This is a genomic window from Pseudomonas sp. PARCl1 (assembly GCF_947311875.1).
GTDB classification, from domain to species: Bacteria; Pseudomonadota; Gammaproteobacteria; order Pseudomonadales; family Pseudomonadaceae; genus Aquipseudomonas; species Aquipseudomonas juntendi.
On the sequence record NZ_CAMZMX010000049.1, the window covers coordinates 19,774 to 39,581 of the forward strand.

Below are 19,808 nucleotides of genomic sequence, written 5' to 3' on the forward strand. Positions count from 1 at the left end.
GCAGTGTACGGCTGTGCACTGGCTGGGGCAAATACCGGTATCAGCCTGTGCTGGCCTTTTCGCGGGTGAGCCCGGCCCTGCGCGGGATCAGGTACGCCCGACCCGCGTAGCGGCCAGCAGGGTCAACCCATAGGCTGCTGGTCCAGTTGTATGGCGGTGTCCAAGGCCTCGAGCAGCCCTTTGCGCACCTTCAGCTTGGTGTTCTTGTGCGCCAGCATGTTCAGTTTCTTCAATTCCCGCGCCACGTTCAGCGCCGCTTCCTGCAGTTGTTCGGCGGGCACCACCTTGTCGAGGAAGCCGGCATCCACCGCCGCATGCGGGTCAAACACTTCGGCGTTGATCACCGACCGGTGGAAGGCCGAGCGGCGCAGACGGTCGCGGGCCAGTTCGATGCCAGCGTGGTGCATGGTCATGCCGATCTGCACTTCGTTCAGGCAGATCTTGTACGGCCCTTCGACGCCAATGCGGTAGTCGGCCGACAGCAGCAGGAAGGCGCCCTTGGCCACGGCATTGCCCGGGCAGGCGACCACCACCGGGAAGGGGTGAGCCAGCAGGCGGCGGGCGAGGGTGGACCCGGCGGTGACCAGGCTGATGGCTTCCTGTGGGCCGCGGGTCATCACCTTGAGGTCGTAGCCGCCCGACAGAATGCCCGGCTGCCCGGTGATGATCACCACTGCGCGGGCCTCGGCGGCGCGGTCCAGCGCGGCATTGAACGCGCTGACTACCTCCGGCGAGATGGCATTGACCTTGCCGTTGTTCAGGGTCAGGGTGGCGATGCCGTCTTCGGCGTGGTAGGTAATCAGCTCGCTCATGGCAGAGTCCTTTTGTTGGCGTGGCACCGACGTTACCCAGCGCGATGGGCAAGGTAAAGCAGCAAGGCTGACTGGTCGGTCAGCGCCCAGCCGGGCTCTGGTGCAAATACATGAAAAAACTGAAAAAAATGCTTGCCAAAGGGGAGCGCTTTCACTAAATTAGCGCACCTCGACGGGCCGCAAGGCTTGAAGAGAAACGGTGAAGTGTCCGAGTGGTCGAAGGAGCACGCCTGGAAAGTGTGTATACGAGAAATCGTATCAAGGGTTCAAATCCCTTCTTCACCGCCACATTCTACGAAAAGCCCCCGCGCTGAAAAGCTCGGGGGCTTTTTGTTTCAGGGCCATAGGGCCGGCTGCACAGCCCCTGGGCAGCGGGCATGCCGGCGATGGGCCGCAAGCGGCCCTGAATATCAGAAGCTGACCGAAGCTGATAGCCGGGCAGTGCGCGGCGCGCCCTGGAACAGGTAGTTGTCCCCCAGGTAGTCGCCCACATCACGCCAGTAACGCTTGTCGAACAGGTTGTCCACCGTCAGCCGCAGGACCGTGTCATACCCGCCGACCCGCGTGCGGTAGCGGCTGCCTACATCGAATATCGTGTACCCACCAACCGCCACATTCCCCGCCTGGCTCGCATACTTGCTGGCGCTGTAGCGTGCGCCGCCCAGCAGCGCCAAGCCTGCGACCGGCAGGGTGTATTCGGCGTGCAGGGCTGCGCGCAAGCGTGGCACGTTGATCGCCTGGTGCCCTTCATAGTCGGGCGTGCCGCTGTCCTGCACCCGCGCCCGAATGGCCGCTGCGCTGGCTTGCACCTGCAGCCTGTGGGTCAGCCAGCCGCTTGCACCCAGTTCCAGGCCGATGTTCTTCTGCTGGCCTTGCTGCACGTAAGTGAAGCTGCCGGCGCCGTCGGGGCGCGCATACTGGTAGGCCTGGCGAATCTGAAACAGCGCGGCGCTGAGGCTCAGCGCCTGCCAGTCGTGCTTGAGGCCCAGCTCCAGCTGGTGCGACGTTGTCGGCGCGAGGATTTCGGCGGCGTTGCTGGCGAACCAGGGCGCCGTCCCGCCAGCAGACAACCCCTTGGCGTAGCTGGCATACACGGTGGTATCCGGCTGCGGCTTGTAGATGAGCGCAGCATTGGGCAGCAGCTGGTATTGGCGGGTATGGCGCCCGGCAACGCCGGTCTCGTCCCAGGTCTGTTCGTCCAGGCGTACCTCACGGGCACCCAGCACGGTTTGCCATTGGTCGTTGAAACGGATGCTGTCGCTGACGAACAGGCCGTACTGGCGGCTGTCCAGGCGGCGCTGGCTGGCGCCAAGCGGCTTGTCGGACGGCTCGAAAGCCGGGGCCCCGGTGTCGATGTTGCCGGTACCCAGCCACGCGTTGTAATACGGGCGCTGGTCCAGCGTGCGCCGCTGGGCGCTGCTGCCCACGGTCAGTTCGTGGCCCACCCCCAGGCCATCGAAGCGCCCGGTGAGCAAGGCCTGGGCCTCGTCGGTGCGGCGGGTGTCGTCTGGGCTGCGGTAGTCGTAGATGTCGTAATCACCCGTGCTGCCGAAGTAGGCGCCTTCACTCGAGCCCCAGGCAAACGCGCTGTAGTCATCGATCACCACCTTGCTGCGCGAAGCGCTGAGGGTGCCGGTCCAGCTGTCGTTGAAGCGGTACTCGAAGCGCCCGCCCAGGTTCAGCGAGTCGTTCTGCACCGGCTTTGCCCAGTGCTGGTAGGCCAGCCGGTCATCCGGGTCGATGCCGTGCGGCACTGCGCTGCCGCCGAGCAACTGGTAACCGGGCACCGAGCGCTGTTCCCGGTGCTGGTATTCAGCGTCCAGCTGCAGGGTGGCGTCGGGGCTGATCTGCCAGTCGAACGCCAGCGAGGCGAAGTCGCGCTGGCCATCGGCATGGTCGACGTACGAGCGCAGGTCTTCATGGGCCAGGTTGGCGCGCAGGCCGAACTGCTGTTCGCTGCCAAACCAACCGCCAAGGTCGGTGGCCAGGTAGCGCTCGCCTTGTTCGTTGGTCGACAGCGTAAGGCTGCGCACCGCTTCAGCGCGCTTGGTCACGTAGTTGATCAAGCCGCCGGGGGCCGCTACGCCGCTCTGCAGCCCGGACAACCCCTTGAGCAGTTCCACCTGCTGCTTGTTCTCCAGGGCCACGCTCTGTTCGCCGGCGATGGTCTGGCCGTTGATGCGGTAGCTGCTGGCCGCGTTCAGCGCAAAGCCCCGCACATTGAAGTTTTCGTAGTAACCGATGGGGGCATAGCTTTCGCCAACCGACGCGTCGCTTTGCAGCACTTGGCTGAGCATGCGCACCTGGCGGTCTTCCAGCAGTGGCTGGCTGAACACACTGATCGAAGCCGGGGTGTCGAGCAGAGGGGCGGGCTGGAAGCCACCCACTGCAGCCTCGCTGGCCTGGTAGCCGTCGTTGGCGTAGGTATCGACGACCTGCACCGGGGCCAGCAGCACGCTGCCCTGGGCGAGCACGGCAGGGCACTGCAAGGCCAGGCCCAGGCCGAGCAGGCTCAGGGGCAGGCGGGGAGGACGCGGGGGCATGCGGGGGGCTCCTGAAGGCGCGACAGGCCGGCAAAAAGGCGGCATCTTACCAGCCGCCTTGACCCCAAGACGATCCACGCGTTGCGCCACGCTGTCAGGCAGATGCGCCTGGCCGTTGTGCTGGCGCCAGTTGCCGTCGATTGTCGACCAGGTATCGCTGCCTGTAACAGGCGCCTAGGCCGCCCCGGCGGAGGTGCGAGCTTCGGTTTTACGCGCGGCAAGCAGCCATGCCAGCAATGCCAGGGCGCCGATGACCAACCCTGCCGCGACGATGCCCAGCCAGCCTTGGCGCTGGTACAGCTGCGTGCCTAACAAAGAGCCCAGCGCCCCGCCAATGAAGTAGCAGGTGATATACCCGGCGTTGAGCCGGGTACGCGCTTCGGGCCGCAGGGCGATCACGGCGTTCTGGTTGCTCACGTGGACCAGTTGCACCGCCAGGTCGAGCATCAGCACGCCCAGCAGCAAGGCCAGCAGTGACTGTTGGGCAAACCCCAGCGGCACCCACGACAGCAGCAGTACCACCAGGCCCACGGTGGTGCCCAGCTGGCCCTTGCCCCGGTCGGCCAGGCGCCCGGCCCAGTTGGCCGACAGTGCACCGGCTGCACCCGCCAGGCCGAACAGGCCGATCACCGCATCTGAATAATGGTAAGGAGGGTTTGCCAGCAGGAATGCCAACGGTGTCCAGAACAGGGCGAACAGGCTGAATGCCAGCAGGCCCAGCAGCGAGCGCAGGCGCAGTACCGGCTCTTCCAGGAACAGGCGGAACACCGAGCCGATCAGCGCCGGGTACTTCAGCCCGGCGTGGCTGTGGTGTTGCGGCAGGCTGCGGTACAGCGCCACGGCGGTGATCGCCATCAGCACGGCGGCCAGCACATAGATGCTGCGCCAGCCGCCCAGTTCGGCCATGAAGCCGGCCGCGGTGCGCGCCAGCAGAATGCCCAGCAGCAGCCCGCTCATCAGTGTGCCGACCGCACGGCCGCGCTGCTGCGGCTCGCTCAGCGAGGCAGCCATTGGCACCAGAATTTGTGCCACTACCGAGAACAGGCCGGTCAACGCCGTCCCGAGGACCAGCCATGGCAGGCCAGGGGCACAGGCGCTGATGACCAGGCCGAGGGTGGCGATGACGGTCATCACGGTGATCAGCCGACGCTGCTCGAACAGGTCGCCTAGCGGTGCCAGCAGCAACAGGCCGGCGCCATAGCTGAGCTGTGCGGCAATCACGATGCTGCCGGCGCTGGCGGTGCTCAGGCCGAATTGCTGGGCAATGCTGTGCAACAGCGGCTGGGCATAGTAGTTGCTGGCCACGGCCAGGCCGGTGGCGGTGGCCATCAGCAGGATCAGGGTGCGGCTGAGAGTAGGGGCGGGCATGTGTTTCTCGTAGCGGGCAGGAGCAAGAGGGGGGATTATCGGCAAGCACAGGGCGCGGCGCCAATGCATTTGCCGGGGCGGGGGCGGGTGGCGCTCGATCTACAGGGTGCCACCACACCAACGGCGCAATCAGGCGGCAAAGCCACCGTCCACCGTCAAGCTGGCCCCCGTGATATACCCCGCTTCAGGCCCGGCCAGGTAGGCCACGAAGCTGGCAATCTCGTCCGCTTCGCCATATCGTCCAATTGCCATCAGTGGGATCAGGCTTTCGGCGAATTCGCCGCTGGCCGGGTTCATGTCGGTGTCCACCGGCCCTGGTTGCACGTTATTCACGGTAATGCCCTGCGGCCCCAGGTCGCGCGCCATGCCGCGGGTCAGGCCGACCAGCGCCGACTTGCTCATGGCATAAGGCGCGCCGCCGGCAAATGGCATGCGCTCGGCATTGGTGCTGCCAATGTTGATGATGCGCCCGCCCTGGCCCATGTACCGCGCCGCTGCCTGGCTGGCGACAAAGACACTGCGTACGTTCACCGCCAAGGTGCGGTCGAAATCGGCGAGGTCGAATTCGGTCAGCGGCGCGACCGTCAGTACCCCGGCATTGTTGACCAGGATATCCAGCCGGCCGAAGGCCTTCACGGTGTCATCCACGGCCAGTTGCACGGCAGCGGCATCGGCGCTGTCGGCGCGCAGGGCCAGGGCCTTGCCGCCGTTGTCGCCGATTTCCCGTGCCAGGTCTTCTGCCGGCCCGGCAGAGCTGACATAGGTGAAGGCCACTTGCGCACCCTCGCGGGCCAGGCGCCGCACGATAGCCGCGCCAATACCCCGGGAACCGCCCTGTACCAGGGCCACTTTGCCTTCGAGTGTAAGTTGCTTGGACATGCTGATCTCCTGCTGTAAGCCAGGCTGGAATGCCTTGGATAGGCGCAGTATCGGCGCTCGATTACCTGCTGATAAGATGGCAATCACTATAAGCAGAGTAAACCTTTGGTTGCCAATCATGGCCATGGAATCGTTCAACGCGTTGGAATGCTTCATCCGCAGTGCCGAGGTGGGCAGCTTTGCCGAAGCGGCCAGGCGCTTGCGCATTACGCCCGCTGCCGTGGGCAAGCACGTTGCGCAGTTGGAGGTACGCCTGGGGGTGCGGTTGTTCCAGCGTAGTACCCGCAAGCTGACCTTGACCGAAGCAGGGCAGCGTTTTCTTGGCGAGGTGAGCGACAGCTTTCGCACCATCCAGTATGCGGTGGCCAACCTGGCCAGTGCCGAAGGGCAACCGGCCGGGCTGCTGCGGGTCAGCATGGGCACGGTGTTCGGGCGTTTGTACGTGCTGCCCTTGCTGGGCGAATTTCTGCGCCGCTACCCCGCCATTACCCCGGACTGGCATTTCGATAACCGCCAGGTCGACCTGATCGGCCAGGGCTTCGACGCGGCCATTGGTGGTGGTTTTGAACTGCCGCCGGGGGTGGTGGCGCGCAAGTTGACCCCGGCGCACCGGGTGCTGGTGGCCGCGCCGGCGTACCTGCAGCGGCATGCGCAGATTGCTGAGCCGCCCGTGTTGCAGCGCCATGACGGCATTCTGATCCGCTCGCCGCAGACCGGGCGGGTGCGCTCGTGGCCGTTGACCAGCCGCTGGCAGGTACAGCAGCCATTGCTGTTGCGCCAAGCCATGACCATGAGCGATTCGGACGCTGCCTGCGCGGTGGCCGAGCAGGGGCTGGGGATTGCGCTGGTGAGTTTGCCGTTCGCGGTGCCCTACCTGCAGGCCGGTCGGTTGCAGCGGGTGTTGCCGGACTGGTATGTGGACGATGGGCATATCAGCCTGTATTTCGCCGAGCACAAGCTGTTGCCGGGCAAGACCCGTGCGTTCGTCGATTTCATCGTCGAGCAGTTCGCCGAGCAGAGCCTGGCGGGGCGTTTCGACGCCTTGCACCGTTTGTAGGCGTGCGCGGCCTGTTCAGGCAACATCAACGACGAACAGTACCTGCGCCCCCAGGCTCACTTCATCATCCACCCGCTTACCCAGCAACACTTGCCCCAGCGGCGAGCGCGGGGTGATCACTGTCACCAGCCCGTCTGCTGCGGCAATCTTCAGGCCGGCAGCCTCAGGCCCCAGAAACACCCGACGTTGTTCGCCGGCCTCATCCTCCAGGGTCACCAGGTTGCTCACCTGCACCCCGCGCGCCGGGTCGTAGTCGCGCAGCAGCAGTTGCTGGTAAATCAGCAGCGCCTGGCGGATTTGCGCACTGCGTCGGGCTTGCCCGGTGGCCAGGTACGAGGCCTCCAGGCCCAAGGTGTCGTACTTGTTCTCGGCGATGTTCTCTTCCGCCGTGGCGGCTTCATAGGCGGTTTGGGCCGCACGGGTCAGCACGTCCAGGTCATGTTCCAGGGTGGCGACGATCTGTGCCAGCAGGTGGTGCTTGCGCGTGGTCAATAACAGAACTCCAGCACGTTGGCCTGGCTTTTGTCGGTAGGTGCAGTGCGATTCTGTTGCAGCCAGAACTGGCACTTGGGGCTGTTCAGGTTGCGCGGGTTACCCTGCGCAGCCTCAGCGGCCTGTTGTTGTTCCTGTTGCTGCAGCATGTGCTTGTAGCGCTCGAACATTTCAGCTTGCGCGTCGGCCGGTTGCACCGGTGCCGGTGCCACGGCCGGGGCCGCGGTTTGTTGCTCGGGCGGGAGCGGCCACAGTTGATGGGCCAGCAGCAGGCTAAGGGCAATTGCCATTGCGCCAAGCCATAGGCCCAAAGCCACGCACAGTATCAACTGCAACGGCTTCAGGGTGATGGTCAGTTCACGGCGGCGGGGCATGGCGGCCTCCTTGGCAAAGTGGGCGGGGTGCATTGTCGCATGCTGTCGGGCAGAATCCGCGTTTTTACGCAAGTTAAAGGGAACGGCGCATGAAAGCCACCTGGGACATCTTCTGCAGCGTGGTCGACAACTACGGCGATATTGGCGTGACCTGGCGCCTGGCTCGGCAGTTGGTGGCCGAGCATGGCCTGGCGGTGCGCCTATGGGTGGATGATCTCAACGCCTTCACGCCCATGTGCCCCGGCGCCGACGCCAACGCGGCGCAGCAGTGGCAGCAGGGCGTGGACGTACGCCAGTGGCCGGCGGCCTGGTTGCCGGTAGCGCCTGCCGATGTGGTGATCGGTGCCTTCGCCTGCCAGTTGCCAGCGGCTTATGTCGAGGCCATGCGGGCCTGCCCCCGGCCACCCCTGTGGTTGAACCTTGAATACCTCAGTGCCGAGGATTGGGTAGCGGGTTGCCATGGTCTGCCGTCGCCGCAGGCAAATGGCTTGCGTAAAGTGTTCTTCTTCCCCGGCTTCACCGAAAACACCGGTGGCCTGCTGCGCGAGGCTGAGCTGCTGGCCCGGCGCGACGCGTTGCAACAGTCGGCTGCTGCCCGGCAGGCGTTCCTGCAGGGGTTGGCTGTAAGCCCAGCGCCCGGGGCGCTGCTGATCAGCCTGTTCGCCTATGAAAACCCGCAACTGGGCAACTGGCTCGAGGCCTTGGCTACCGGTGACCAGGCCTGCCACCTGCTGGTGCCGCAAGGCCGTGTGGTCGCCGGCCTCAGCCACTGGCTTGGCGAAGCGCCGCTGCAGGCCGGGCAGGTGCGCACGCGTGGTGCGCTGACCGTGCAGGTGTTGCCGTTCGTCAGCCAGGATGATTTCGACCGGCTGCTGTGGTGCTGCGACTTCAATGCGGTGCGGGGCGAGGATTCGTTCGTGCGGGCGCAGTGGGCCGGGCAGCCCATGCTGTGGCACATCTACGTGCAGGACGAGAATGCACACTGGGAAAAGCTGGAAGCGTTTCTGGCGCTTTATCGACGCGGCTTGTCAACCGATGCCGGCGCCGCGTTGCTGGGCCTGTGGCGGGCCTGGAACATGGACCAGGACATGGGCCAGGCCTGGCAGGCAGCCCGCCGACATTGGCCGGAACTGCAGCAGCACGCCCGGTGCTGGGCGGCGCAACAGGCCGCTCAGCCGGACCTTGCCACGGCGCTAGTACACTTTTATGGAAATTCGCTATGATATGCGGCCTCGATTTTTATAAATCCATCCAGATTCGGATACTTCGTAATGAAAACTGGTAAAGAACTGAAACCCGGTACCGTGCTGCGCATCGACAACGACCCGTGGCTGGTGCAAAAAGCTGAGTTCACCAAGTCGGGCCGTAACAGCGCGATCATGAAGACCAAGCTGAAGAACCTGCTGACCGGCTACAAGACCGAAACCGTATACGGTGCAGACGACAAGCTGGACGACGTGATCCTGGACCGCAAAGAAGCGACCCTGTCGTTCATCAGCGGTGATTCGTACACCTTCATGGACACCAGCGACTACACCATGTACGAGCTGAACGAAGAAGACATCGAAGCTGTTCTGCCTTACATCGAAGAAGGCATGGAAGACGTCTGCGAAGCCGTGTTCTTCGAAGGCCGCCTGGTATCGGTTGAACTGCCGACCACCATCAGCCGTCAGGTTGTCTACACCGAGAACGCTGCGCGCGGCGACACCTCGGGCAAGGTCATGAAGCCTGCCAAGCTGAAGAACGGTACCGAGATCCAGGTTGCCGACTTCATCCAGATCGACGAGTGGATCGACATCGACACCCGCGACAACAGCTTCAAGGGCCGTTCCAAGAAGTAATGCTTCTTGCGTAAGGCAAAAACCCGGCTTCGGCCGGGTTTTTTTGTGTGCGCCAAGTGTGCATCACTGCACTTGCAGGGCAGGTTTAGACTGCTACGTGCAAACGCACATCCACATTGCCACGGGTGGCATTGGAGTACGGGCACACCTTGTGCGCCTTTTCGACCAGCGCTTCGGCGTCGGCCTGGGCCAGGCCGGGCAGGTTGATGTGCAGATCGATGTCCAGGCCGAAACCGCCCGGAATCTGGCCAATCCCCACCTTGGCGGTGATCGAAGCATCGGCCGGCAAGGCTTTTTTCTCTTGCCCAGCCACGAACTTCAAGGCGCCGATGAAGCACGCCGAGTAGCCGGCGGCAAACATCTGCTCAGGGTTGGTGCCGTCACCGCCAGCCCCACCCAGCTCTTTCGGGGTGCTCAGCTTGACGTCCAGCTTGCCGTCGCTGGAACGGGATTTACCGTCGCGCCCACCGGTAGAGGTAGCTTCTGCGATGTACAGCGGAGTGACCTTTTGCATCTTGAGCCTCGCTAATGCGCTGTGCGCTCCCGTTGGCGGGAGGACGCGGGTTGGTGTGGAATTTAAATTAGCGCGCAATTAGTTAGCGCGCAATATAAATATTCACCGCTCAGCCGAACGGCCATTGCCCAGCATAGCCGCTAAAGGTTTTTCTGCAGGTTCTCGCGCAGGTCCAGCAACTCGGCCTGCAACTGCTGCAACTGCTCAAGGCTGCGACCGCTGGCCTTGAGGATGCACTGCGGCACTTCCTTGGCACGCTGCTGCAGGGCGCGGCCTTTGTCGGTGAGTTGCACCAGCACCACCCGTTCGTCCTCGCGGCTGCGGTTACGCTGTAGCAAGCCTTCGCTTTCCAGGCGCTTGAGCAGCGGGGTCAGCGAGCCCGGGTCGGTCAGCAGGTGCTGGCTGATTTCACCCACGGTCAGGCCGTCATGCTCCCACAGCACGAGCATGGCCAGGTATTGCGGGTAGGTCAGGCCCAGGGCCTGCAGCAGCGGTTTATAGACCTTGGTCATCAGCAACGAGGTGGAATGCAGGGCGAAACAGACCTGGTTGTCCAGCAGCAGCTCGTCACAGGAAGCTAGGGTGTCGGCGTTCATGCACGTCCTTGAAGGTAATCAATGGGAAATCCTGGCACGTTGAGCGTCACTGCACGCATCACTCGCGCAGTCCGCTGCGCAGGGCCAGGTCCCAGGGTGGAATCGGACTGAAGCGGCTCTTGAGAAATTCGAGCAGCAAACGGCTGCGAGAGTTCGTTTCATGTTCCAGGCGTAGCGCGTAAATGCCGCTGCTTTCAGCCTGGGGCAGGCCTGCGTCACAAAACAGTGGCACCAGTTCGCCGCGCAGCAGGTACTCGCTGATCAGCCAGGTGGGCAAATGGGCGATGCCCAGGCCCGCCAGCGCACCGAACAACAGGGTTTCGGCGTTATTGGCGGCCATGCGCATGCGGGCCGGGCGGTAAAGGCGGGTTTGCCCGGCGACCTCGAAACGCCACGCGTACGGGGGTGCCAGGCCGTCCCAGTCCAGGCCGTCATGGCCGGGCAGTTCGCTGGGGCAGCTGGGCATGCCGCGGCTGGCCAGATAGGTGGGGCTGGCGCAGGCAATGCGCACCATGTAGGCCAGTGGCGTGGCGACCAGGCGGGTATCGGCCAACGGGCCGGCACGCAACACCAGGTCCACTTCGCCCAGGTGGCTGCCATGCAGGTCGACAAAGCTGTCGATCAGGCGCAGCTGCACGTCCAGGCCCGGGTAGGCCAGCAGGAAGTCGGCAATGGCCGGGGCCAGGTGGCGGCGGCCGAACGCAGCGGGTGCGTCGATGCGGATCAGCCCTTCCGGTGCATTGCTCAGCGACACTGCCTCGGCACGGGCCAGGCGCAGTTCCTCGATGATGCGCCTGGCACGCTCGGCAAAGGCGTGGCCCGCCGGGGTCGCGCGCACGGCATGGGTGCTGCGGGTGAAGAGGCGGCTGCCAACGGCGCTTTCCAGGGCGTCAATGCGCCGCGCCACCGCAGACGGGGTCAGCGGGTAGCGGCGAGCGGCTGCAGAAAAACTGCCGCTTTGCAGCACGTCCAGGAACAGGCTTAGCTGCTCGGTGAGGGTATCGGGGCTCATGGTTGCCTTGCTTTTGCACAATACGCATAGCCATTGTGCGCTGCTGTGCGTTTCCCCGCCAGCGCACACTGGTTAGCATGCCGCTATCAACTTTGCTGGCGAACGAGGCCCTGATGATCGAGTGGTTGCTGTATATCGTGCTGGGCGCTGCCCTAGGCACCATGGGGGGCCTGTTCGGCATAGGCGGTGGGCTGATCGCGATCCCGGCGCTGGGCGTGCTGTTCGGCCTGGATCAGCAACTGGCACAGGGTACTGCACTGGTCATGGTGGTGCCGAATGTGTTGCTGGCGTTGTGGCGTTATCACCAGCGCAACCGCATTGAGTTGCGCCACGCCGTGCCGCTGTCGTTGTGCAGTTTCGTGTTCGCCTGGCTGGGTTCGATCTGGGCCGTGGGGCTGGATGCGCATTCCATGCGCCTGGGCTTTGTCGGCTTTTTGGTGGCGCTGGCGGTGTGGAACGTGGCGCGGATGTTCATGAAAGTGGCGCCAGCCAGTGCCGAACTGCGTTATGCCTGGCCTTGGCTGGGGGTGCTGGGCAGCTTTGCCGGTACCATGGGCGGGCTGTTCGGGGTGGGTGGCGCCGTGGTAGCCACACCGATCCTGACCAGTGTGTTCGGCACTACCCAGGTGGTGGCCCAAGGGCTGTCGCTGGCATTGGCGGCGCCGAGCACCCTGGTGACTCTGGTGACCTATGGCGTGCATCACAGTGTTGACTGGGGGGTAGGGTTGCCGTTGGCGGTGGGCGGCCTGCTCAGTATCAGCTGGGGGGTGAAGCTGGCCCATGCGCTGCCAGAGAAGGTGCTACGGGCGATGTTCTGCGTGTTCCTGGTGGTGTGTGCGGTGATGCTCGGGTTCGAGCTTTGAGCGTTTGACCGCGCCGGTGGGGGCGAGCGCCGCGCAGGCGGCGCTTCGCGGCACCAGGCCGAGGGGGTATGGCGCCGAGGGTCAGCGCCGCACTTGCTTCAGTGTTTCGGCAATCAGGAACGCCAGCTCCAGCGACTGGTCGGCATTCATCCGTGGGTCGCAGTGGGTGTGGTAGCGGTCTGACAGGGCATCTTCGGTGATCGGCCGTGCGCCACCGATGCACTCGGTCACATTCTGCCCGGTCATCTCGATATGAATGCCGCCGGCATGACTGCCTTCGGCCTGGTGCACCTGGAAGAACTGCTTCACCTCGTCGAGGATCTGCGCAAAATCACGGGTCTTGTAGCCACTGCTGGCCTTGATGGTATTGCCGTGCATGGGGTCGGAGCTCCACAGCACCTTGCGCCCCTCGCGCTCTACGCAGCGGATCAGCCCTGGCAGGTGGTCGCCGACCTTGCCCGCGCCCATGCGTACGATCAGGTTCAGGCGCCCTGGGTCGTTGGCCGGGTTGAGGGTGTCGATCAGGCGGAGCAGTTCCTCGGGGTTCATGCTGGGGCCGACCTTGACCCCGATCGGGTTGTGCACCCCACGCAGGAACTCGACATGGGCGCCGTCCAGCTGGCGAGTGCGGTCGCCGATCCACAGCATGTGCGCCGAGCAGTCGTAGTAGTCGCCGGTCAGGCTGTCCTGGCGCACGAAGGCCTCTTCATAGTTCAGCAGCAGCGCTTCGTGGGCGGTGAAGAAGCTGGTTTCACGCAGCTGCGGCGCGCTGTCCAGGCCACAGGCACGCATGAACGCCAGGGTTTCGTCGATGCGGTTGGCCAACTGGTGGTACTTGTCTGCCAGCGCCGAGTTGGCGATGAAGTCCAGGTTCCACTTGTGCACCTGGTGCAGGTCGGCAAAACCGCCCTGGGCGAAGGCCCGCAGCAGGTTGAGGCTGGCGGTGGCCTGGTGATAGGCCTGCAGCAGGCGCTCCGGGTCCGGGATGCGGCTCTTGGCGTCGAAGCCGATGCCGTTGACGATGTCGCCCCGGTAAGCGGGCAGGGTGACGGTGCCGATGGTTTCATCGCCCGCCGAGCGTGGCTTGGCGAACTGCCCGGCCATGCGCCCGACCTTGACCACCGGGCAGCCCGCGGCAAACGTCATGACGATGGCCATTTGCAGCAGCACCTTGAAGGTGTCGCGGATTTTTGCCGCTGAAAACTCGGCGAAGCTCTCGGCGCAGTCGCCGCCTTGCAGCAGGAACGCGCGGCCTTCGGTCACTTCGGCAAACTGCCGGCGCAGTTCGCGCGCTTCCCCGGCGAACACCAGCGGCGGGTAGCTGGCCAGGGTCTGTTCGACCTTCAGCAGGTGCGCGGCATCGGGGTAGGTCGGTTGCTGCTGGATCGGCAGGGCGCGCCAGCTGTCGGGGCTCCACGGTTGGTTCATGTCAGGCTCGTTCTGGTCGGTTGTCGGCTGGCGGCCATGGTAACAGTTGGCGCTGCGCTTGTTGCATCGGGGGTGTTGGCGGACAATGCGCGTTTTTGTGCGGGCGGGTGCAGGCATGGCGACGGAACGGCAAGAGCGGCTACTGGCGCGGGTGGAAGATGCCTTTGGCGTCATCAGCGTGTACGAAGTGGACGACTACCGCTTTCTGGAATTCGGCGATGCCATCGAGCAAAGCTGCGTGTTCACTGCCGACCCCAGCTGGTTGGAGTACGACTACACCCGCGCCATGCTGGTCGGCGCGTTGTGCCATGAACAGCCGGAAAGCGCGCTCTTCCTGGGCCTTGGCGCGGGCACGCTGACCCAGGCCTGCATGAAGTTCCTGCCGCTGGACGATATCGAAGCCATCGAGCTGCGCCCGGACGTCCCGCGCCTGGCCATGCAGTACCTGGGCCTGGACGACGACCCGCGGCTGTACGTGCGCATTGGCGATGCGCTGGAGCTGCTGCCCAGCGCAGAAAAGGCCGACCTGTTGTTCGTTGACCTGTACACCGACCATGGGCCGGGGGTAGGGCACCTGGCGTGGAACTTCCTGGCGAGCTGCCAGCAGCAACTCAACCCGGGCGGCTGGCTGGTGATCAACCAGTGGGCCACCGATGATGGCAAGCCGCTGGGGGCAGCGTTGCTGCGCGGCTTGTACCACCGCCATTACTGGGAACTGCCGGTGAAGGAGGGCAATGTGATTCTGCTGGTGCCGGCGGATCTGGAGCAGACCCTGGACATGGAAAGCTTGCGGGCCCGGGCGCAGGCGCTGGCGCCACGATTGGGCTACAGCCTCGAGGGTTTGATCCGCGAGATTCGGCCGGCTACCTGAATGGCAGGTGCCGCCGTAGCCGTGGCGATCCCTGTAGGAGCGGCCTTGTGTCGCGAAAGGGGCGCGCAGCGGCCCCACATTTTCAGCTTCGCTGCGGATATTGCCGGGGCCGCTCTGCGCCCCTTTCGCGACACAAGGCCGCTCCTACGGGGAACGTGGCAGCGTCAGGGATTATCGTTTCAGCCCCTGAAAATATTCCTCACCTAACCGTACATTTCAGGTATAGTACGCGCCGGTCTTTTAGCGGACCTCAAAATCAGGTGGTGCAAATCCTCCGAGTCCAGCTTCGGCTGCACGTCCGCTAGGCGGACCTTCCCAAGTTTTCTTTTTCAATCGTTTTCGCAAATCCCCGCCGCCAAAGCTGCCTGGGTGACCTGACGGTCTTTCAAGGCATGTGCAGCTTTGGAGCATGGGTCTTTGCGGATGCACCTAGAGGCAGACCCATGACCCAGGAAACCGGCGGCTTCGCCGCTCTCGATCTCAACCCGAATATCGTTGCTGCCGTAGTGGCTACCGGCTATGAAGAGCCGTCCGCCATTCAGCAGCAATCTATCCCGATCATCCTCGCCGGTCATGACATGATCGGCCAGGCGCAGACTGGCACCGGCAAGACCGCTGCCTTCGCCCTGCCGATCCTCAACAAGATCGATGTGAGCAAGCGCGAACCGCAAGCCCTGATCCTGGCGCCAACCCGTGAGTTGGCGCTGCAAGTTGCTACCGCTTTCGAAACCTACGCCAAGCAGATGCCAGGCGTGAACGTGGTTGCTGTGTACGGTGGTGCCCCAATGGGCCCACAGCTGCGCGCCATCCGCAACGGCGCGCAAATCGTCGTCGCCACCCCGGGCCGTCTGTGCGACCACCTGCGTCGCGACGAAAAAGTCCTGTCGACCGTGCAGTACCTGGTACTGGACGAAGCCGACGAGATGCTCAAGCTGGGCTTCATGGACGACCTCGAAGTGATCTTCGACGCCATCCCTGCTACCCGCCAGACCGTGCTGTTCTCCGCCACCCTGCCGTCGTCGATCCGTTCGATCGCCGAGCGCCACCTGCGCGAACCCAAGCACGTCAAGATCCAGAGCAAGACCCAGACCGTTACCGCGATCGATCAGGCCCACCTGATGGTCCACGCCGACCAGAAGATCCCGGCTGTACTGCGTCTGCTGGAAGTGGAAGAGTTCGACGCGCTGATCGCCTTCGTGCGCACCAAGCAAGCCACCCTGGACCTGGCTGCCGCGCTGGAAGCCAAGGGCTACAAGGCTGCTGCGCTGAACGGCGACATCGCCCAGAACCAGCGTGAGCGCGTGATCGACTCGCTCAAGGATGGCCGCCTGGACATCGTTGTCGCCACCGACGTGGCGGCCCGTGGCCTGGACGTACCGCGCATCACTCACGTATTCAACGTTGACATGCCGTACGACCCGGAGTCCTACGTGCACCGTATCGGCCGTACCGGCCGTGCCGGTCGCGAAGGCCGTGCGCTGCTGCTGGTCACGCCACGTGAGCGCCGCATGCTGCAGGTGATCGAGCGTGTAACCGGGCAGAAGGTTGCCGAAGCGCGCCTGCCGAACGCCCAGGCGGTGCTCGATGCGCGCATCAAGAAGCTGACCAACAGCCTGGCGCCACTGGTTGCCGAGGCTGAAGCCACCCATGGTGACCTGTTCGACCGCCTGACCAACGACCTGGGTTGCAGCGCCCGTGCCCTGGCCTCGGCCCTGCTGCGCAAGGCCACCAACGGCCAGGCGCTGGACCTGGCGGCGGTAGAGCGTGAGCAGCCGCTGGTGCCGAGCTTCGCCCCGCGTGGTGAGCGTACCGAACGTGGTGAGCGCAGCGAGCGCCCTGACCGCGGCGACCGCGAGCGTCGTGCGCCGCTGCCGCTGGCCGAAGGCCGCGTGCGTTGCCGTACCGCCCTGGGTGCCCGTGACGGCATCGCCGCCAAGAACCTGCTGGGCGCGATCCTCAACGAGGGCGGCCTGGCGCGTGACGCGATCGGTCGTATCCAGGTGCGCGACAGCTTCAGCCTGGTCGAGCTGCCGGAAGATGGCCTCGAGAAGCTGCTGTCCAAGCTCAAGGACACCCGCGTGGCCGGCAAGCAGCTGAAGCTGCGCCGCTACCGCGAGGATTGATCCTGGCGCAATGAAAAATCCCCGGCCTTGGCTGGGGATTTTTTTGCCTGTGCCATGGTGGGGTTGCGCGGCAGCCCCCCGCAATCGTCAGTCGAACCGGTAGATGTCCATCCCCAGCGCCCCCAAGGTAAAGCCTTGGTGCACAACGCCAAACTGCCCCCCCGCCCCAAGGGCAAAAAACAGCGGCAACAAATGCTCATCGCTCGGGTGGTTGCGCACTGCAAACGGCGCCTGTTGCCGATAAGCCAGCAACCCCTCCCGGTCATCAGCCCGCAGTTTTTCCACTACCCAATCTCGAAACGCCAACGCCCACGGCTCGATCACGTCGGGCCCGGCATGCCAGTCCAGCTCGCCAAGGTTATGGGTAATGCTGCCCGAACCCACCAGCAGCACGCCCTCCTGGCGTAGCCCCGCCAGTGCCTGGCCAACCTTCACTTGCAGCGCCGGGCCCATCTGGGTGGGCAGCGAAACCTGCACCACCGGGATGCTCGCATCGGGGTACATCAACGACAACGGCACCCAGGCGCCATGGTCGAACGGCCGCTGCGGGTCGAGGCGCGCGGCCAGCCCGGCGCCCTGCAGCAGCTCGCCGACCCGGCCGGCGAGGGCAGGGTCACCGGGCGCAGGGTACTGCACCGCATACAAGGCGGGTGGGAAGCCGTAGAAGTCATGCCAGGTTTCTGGGTGTGCGCCACCGGTGATCAGCAGCTCGCGGCTTTCCCAGTGCGCCGACACCACCACAATGGCTTGCGGCCGCGGCAGTGCGTTGGCGAGCCCTGCCAGCGCCGGGCCGCTGGCGCCGGGTTGCAGGGCAAGCATGGGGGAGCCGTGGGAAATGAACAGGCTGGGCAGCATGGCGGGGTCCTGAAGGTTAAGATGCACTCATCTTCGATCAACTAAAGATCGAAATCCAAACCAACTTTTACTGGCAAACCATCTAAAAATCGGGAGTGTTCATGGAACCAGCGTTCTGGCAGCAACGGTGGGCCGACAACCAGATCGGCTTCCACCAGGCGCAGGTGAACCCTTATCTGCAGCGGTACTGGCCAACATTGCAGCAGGTGCCCGGCAGCCGCGTGCTGGTGCCACTGTGCGGCAAAAGCCTCGATCTGGCCTGGTTGGCCGGGCAGGGGCACCGGGTATTGGGCGTGGAGCTTTCGCGGCGGGCCGTGGAGGGTTTCTTCCGCGAGCATGGGCTTGAGGCCGAGGTGCGGCAGCGTGGCGACTTTGAAGTATGGCGCAGTGGCGACGTGGAGCTGTGGTGCGGGGACTTCTTTGCCCTGCAGGCAGAAGATGTCGGCGACTGCGCGGGCCTGTACGACCGCGCGGCGCTGATTGCCCTGCCGCCGCCCATGCGTGCGCGCTACGCGCAGGCCCTGTCGGCGTTGTTGCCAGCCGGGTGCCTTGGCTTGGTGGTGACGTTGGATTACGACCAGTCGCTGCTGGCCGGGCCGCCGTTTTCGGTGGCGGATCAGGAGCTGAGGCAGGGCTTTGCGGGCTGGCAGGTGGATGAACTGGAGCAGGCGCAGGTGCTCGGGGAAAGTCCGAAGTTTCTGCAGGCCGGGGCATCCAGTGTGTTGGAGCGGGTCTACCGGGTCTGCCGGCGCTAGCGCGGGTAAGCCTGCACAGGCAGGCACAAAAAAGGGCGACCGAAGTCGCCCTTGCTTGCCTGTTGGATCAACCGCGACGGCGCAGGGCCTCGATACGGTCTTCCAGCGGCGGGTGGCTCATCAGCAAGCCGGCCAGGCCGTGCTTGAGGCCGCCGTTGATGCCGAAGGCCTTGAGCGTGTCCGGCATGTGCACCGGCAGGCCTTGTTCCACCCGCAGGCGCTGCAGGGCGCCGATCATCGCCGAAGTGCCGGCCAGTTGTGCACCGGCTTCGTCGGCGCGGTATTCGCGGCGGCGCGAGAACCACATGACGATCATGCTGGCCAGGATGCCCAATACCAACTCGGCAACGATGGTTGCCACGTAGTAGGCGATGCCCTGGCCTTCTTCGTTCTTGAAGATGACCTTGTCGACGAAATTACCGATGATCCGGGCGAAGAACATCACGAAGGTGTTCACCACGCCCTGAACCAGCGCCAGGGTAACCATGTCGCCGTTGGCCACGTGGCCGATTTCGTGGGCCAGTACCGCACGCACTTCGTCGGGCGAGAAACGCTCCAGCAAGCCCTGGGACACCGCTACCAGTGCGTCGTTACGGTTCCAGCCGGTGGCGAAGGCGTTTGCCTCGTAGGCCGGGAAAATGCCCACTTCAGGCATTTTGATGCCCGCTTCCCGGGACAGCTCCTCGACCGTTTGCAACAGCCACTGCTCGTGGCGGGTGCGCGGCTGGGTGATGATCTGGGTGCCGGTGGTCATCTTCGCCATCCACTTGGAGATGAACAGCGAGACGAGGGAGCCGGCGAAGCCGAACACGGCGCAGAACACCAGTAGGCTGCTGAGGTTCAGGTCGACCCCGTTGGCGGCCATGAACCCGTTGAAACCGAACAGGCTCAGGGTAATGCTTGCAACCAGCACCACCGCGAGGTTGGTGGCTACAAACAACAGAATGCGCATCATGGTTGTTACGTTCTCCTGACGGATGAATTGTCGCTTACTGCGGGGTATATAAGGGGCCTGGGGTACCGTTTCAATCGGGGGACTATTTCAAACTGTGTACGGCGGAGTATGGCAGAGGATGACGCGTGGGCAGTGGGATAGAGCGTTGCAGGATGTAAGAAACAGGTGGCGCAGATAACCGGGCTGCTTTGCAGCCCATCTCCGGCAAGCCAGCTCGCACAGGGACCTCACAAAATTCAGGCCTGTGATAACCCTGTGGCTGGCTCCCATAAGCACTCCCCAATCCTCAGGCCTGTGGTGATCCTGTGGGAGATTCTATGGTTCCTGGCAAGGGTAGCCGGAGCATCTTCAGCGCCTGTGAGATCGAGCGCCGCCCGCGCGGCGCAATCGCGAGCTGCGCTCGCTCCTACGTTTGTTTCGGGCCAGTAACGCCTGTGACAGGCGCGCGCGGCCGCCTTGTTTGTACGGCG

Annotated in this window: 18 protein-coding genes, 1 tRNA gene and 1 pseudogene; 8 read left to right on the forward strand and 12 right to left on the reverse strand. The window is 64.3% G+C overall.

Annotated features, from left to right (window positions below):
• Positions 1-122 precede the first annotated feature (122 nt).
• Positions 123-812 (reverse strand): crotonase/enoyl-CoA hydratase family protein, encoded by a 690-nt coding sequence (locus QME24_RS20970; RefSeq protein ID WP_009684093.1) that lies wholly within the window; start codon positions 810-812, stop codon positions 123-125.
• 198 nt (positions 813-1,010) lie between these two features.
• On the opposite strand from QME24_RS20970, the gene QME24_RS20975 reads away from it, so the two are divergent.
• Positions 1,011-1,100 (forward strand) — tRNA-Ser (locus QME24_RS20975).
• Between the two features lie 122 nt (positions 1,101-1,222).
• On the opposite strand, the gene QME24_RS20980 is transcribed toward QME24_RS20975, so the two are convergent.
• From QME24_RS20980 to QME24_RS20990, 3 genes are all read right to left on the reverse strand, one after another.
• Positions 1,223-3,355, reverse strand: coding sequence for a TonB-dependent siderophore receptor (locus QME24_RS20980; RefSeq protein WP_192440736.1), 2,133 nt, complete (start codon positions 3,353-3,355; stop codon positions 1,223-1,225).
• A 174-nt stretch (positions 3,356-3,529) separates the two neighbouring features.
• On the reverse strand, positions 3,530-4,723 hold the full coding sequence (locus QME24_RS20985; protein WP_192440734.1) for an MFS transporter: 1,194 nt from the start codon (positions 4,721-4,723) through the stop codon (positions 3,530-3,532).
• Positions 4,724-4,852: 129 nt separating this feature from the next.
• The gene (locus QME24_RS20990; protein ID WP_009685217.1) at positions 4,853-5,602 is read right to left on the reverse strand and encodes a 3-oxoacyl-ACP reductase family protein; all 750 of its coding nucleotides are present in this window, start codon (positions 5,600-5,602) and stop codon (positions 4,853-4,855) included.
• A 118-nt stretch (positions 5,603-5,720) separates the two neighbouring features.
• Between QME24_RS20990 and QME24_RS20995 the strand changes: the two genes are divergently transcribed.
• On the forward strand, positions 5,721-6,659 hold the full coding sequence (locus QME24_RS20995; RefSeq protein ID WP_192440732.1) for a LysR family transcriptional regulator: 939 nt from the start codon (positions 5,721-5,723) through the stop codon (positions 6,657-6,659).
• Between the two features lie 15 nt (positions 6,660-6,674).
• Here the strand turns inward: QME24_RS20995 and QME24_RS21000 are convergent, their stop codons facing one another.
• Positions 6,675-7,151: a GreA/GreB family elongation factor gene (locus tag QME24_RS21000; RefSeq protein ID WP_054905494.1), complete on the reverse strand. Its 477-nt coding sequence runs from the start codon at positions 7,149-7,151 to the stop codon at positions 6,675-6,677.
• A complete protein-coding gene (locus QME24_RS21005) occupies positions 7,148-7,525 on the reverse strand; it encodes a hypothetical protein (protein ID WP_054905495.1) in 378 nt (125 codons plus the stop codon). Before QME24_RS21005 ends, QME24_RS21000 begins: the two co-directional genes overlap by 4 nt.
• A gap of 89 nt (positions 7,526-7,614) precedes the next feature.
• On the opposite strand from QME24_RS21005, the gene earP reads away from it, so the two are divergent.
• Entirely contained in the window at positions 7,615-8,748 is a 1,134-nt protein-coding gene (earP, locus tag QME24_RS21010; protein WP_054905496.1) for an elongation factor P maturation arginine rhamnosyltransferase EarP, read from the forward strand.
• 48 nt (positions 8,749-8,796) lie between these two features.
• Positions 8,797-9,366 (forward strand): elongation factor P, encoded by a 570-nt coding sequence (gene efp, locus QME24_RS21015; protein WP_054905497.1) that lies wholly within the window; start codon positions 8,797-8,799, stop codon positions 9,364-9,366.
• An 85-nt stretch (positions 9,367-9,451) separates the two neighbouring features.
• Here the strand turns inward: efp and QME24_RS21020 are convergent, their stop codons facing one another.
• From QME24_RS21020 to QME24_RS21030, 3 genes are all read right to left on the reverse strand, one after another.
• Positions 9,452-9,880, reverse strand: a complete 429-nt coding sequence (locus tag QME24_RS21020) for an organic hydroperoxide resistance protein (RefSeq protein ID WP_009685224.1) — start codon at positions 9,878-9,880, stop codon at positions 9,452-9,454.
• Between the two features lie 140 nt (positions 9,881-10,020).
• Positions 10,021-10,476, reverse strand: a complete 456-nt coding sequence (locus QME24_RS21025; RefSeq protein WP_280091490.1) for a MarR family transcriptional regulator — start codon at positions 10,474-10,476, stop codon at positions 10,021-10,023.
• A gap of 58 nt (positions 10,477-10,534) precedes the next feature.
• The gene (locus QME24_RS21030) at positions 10,535-11,488 is read right to left on the reverse strand and encodes a LysR family transcriptional regulator (RefSeq protein ID WP_054905498.1); all 954 of its coding nucleotides are present in this window, start codon (positions 11,486-11,488) and stop codon (positions 10,535-10,537) included.
• A 113-nt stretch (positions 11,489-11,601) separates the two neighbouring features.
• Between QME24_RS21030 and QME24_RS21035 the strand changes: the two genes are divergently transcribed.
• Positions 11,602-12,351, forward strand: coding sequence for a sulfite exporter TauE/SafE family protein (locus tag QME24_RS21035; RefSeq protein WP_029885627.1), 750 nt, complete (start codon positions 11,602-11,604; stop codon positions 12,349-12,351).
• Positions 12,352-12,432: 81 nt separating this feature from the next.
• Here QME24_RS21035 and QME24_RS21040 read toward each other — a convergent pair whose 3' ends face one another.
• A complete protein-coding gene (locus QME24_RS21040) occupies positions 12,433-13,779 on the reverse strand; it encodes a 3-deoxy-7-phosphoheptulonate synthase class II (RefSeq protein ID WP_009685228.1) in 1,347 nt (448 codons plus the stop codon).
• Positions 13,780-13,894: 115 nt separating this feature from the next.
• On the opposite strand from QME24_RS21040, the gene QME24_RS21045 reads away from it, so the two are divergent.
• Together QME24_RS21045 and QME24_RS21050 are read left to right on the forward strand one after the other, a co-directional pair.
• Positions 13,895-14,650, forward strand: coding sequence for a spermidine synthase (locus QME24_RS21045; RefSeq protein WP_054905500.1), 756 nt, complete (start codon positions 13,895-13,897; stop codon positions 14,648-14,650).
• Between the two features lie 409 nt (positions 14,651-15,059).
• A pseudogene (locus QME24_RS21050) lies at positions 15,060-16,773 on the forward strand (DEAD/DEAH box helicase).
• An 87-nt stretch (positions 16,774-16,860) separates the two neighbouring features.
• Here the strand turns inward: QME24_RS21050 and QME24_RS21055 are convergent.
• Positions 16,861-17,628, reverse strand: a complete 768-nt coding sequence (locus tag QME24_RS21055; protein ID WP_054905502.1) for a class III extradiol ring-cleavage dioxygenase — start codon at positions 17,626-17,628, stop codon at positions 16,861-16,863.
• Between the two features lie 101 nt (positions 17,629-17,729).
• On the opposite strand from QME24_RS21055, the gene QME24_RS21060 reads away from it, so the two are divergent.
• A complete protein-coding gene (locus QME24_RS21060; protein WP_054905503.1) occupies positions 17,730-18,383 on the forward strand; it encodes a thiopurine S-methyltransferase in 654 nt (217 codons plus the stop codon).
• 67 nt (positions 18,384-18,450) lie between these two features.
• On the opposite strand, the gene htpX is transcribed toward QME24_RS21060, so the two are convergent.
• Positions 18,451-19,338, reverse strand: coding sequence for a protease HtpX (htpX, locus tag QME24_RS21065; RefSeq protein ID WP_047150248.1), 888 nt, complete (start codon positions 19,336-19,338; stop codon positions 18,451-18,453).
• Positions 19,339-19,808 lie beyond the last annotated feature (470 nt).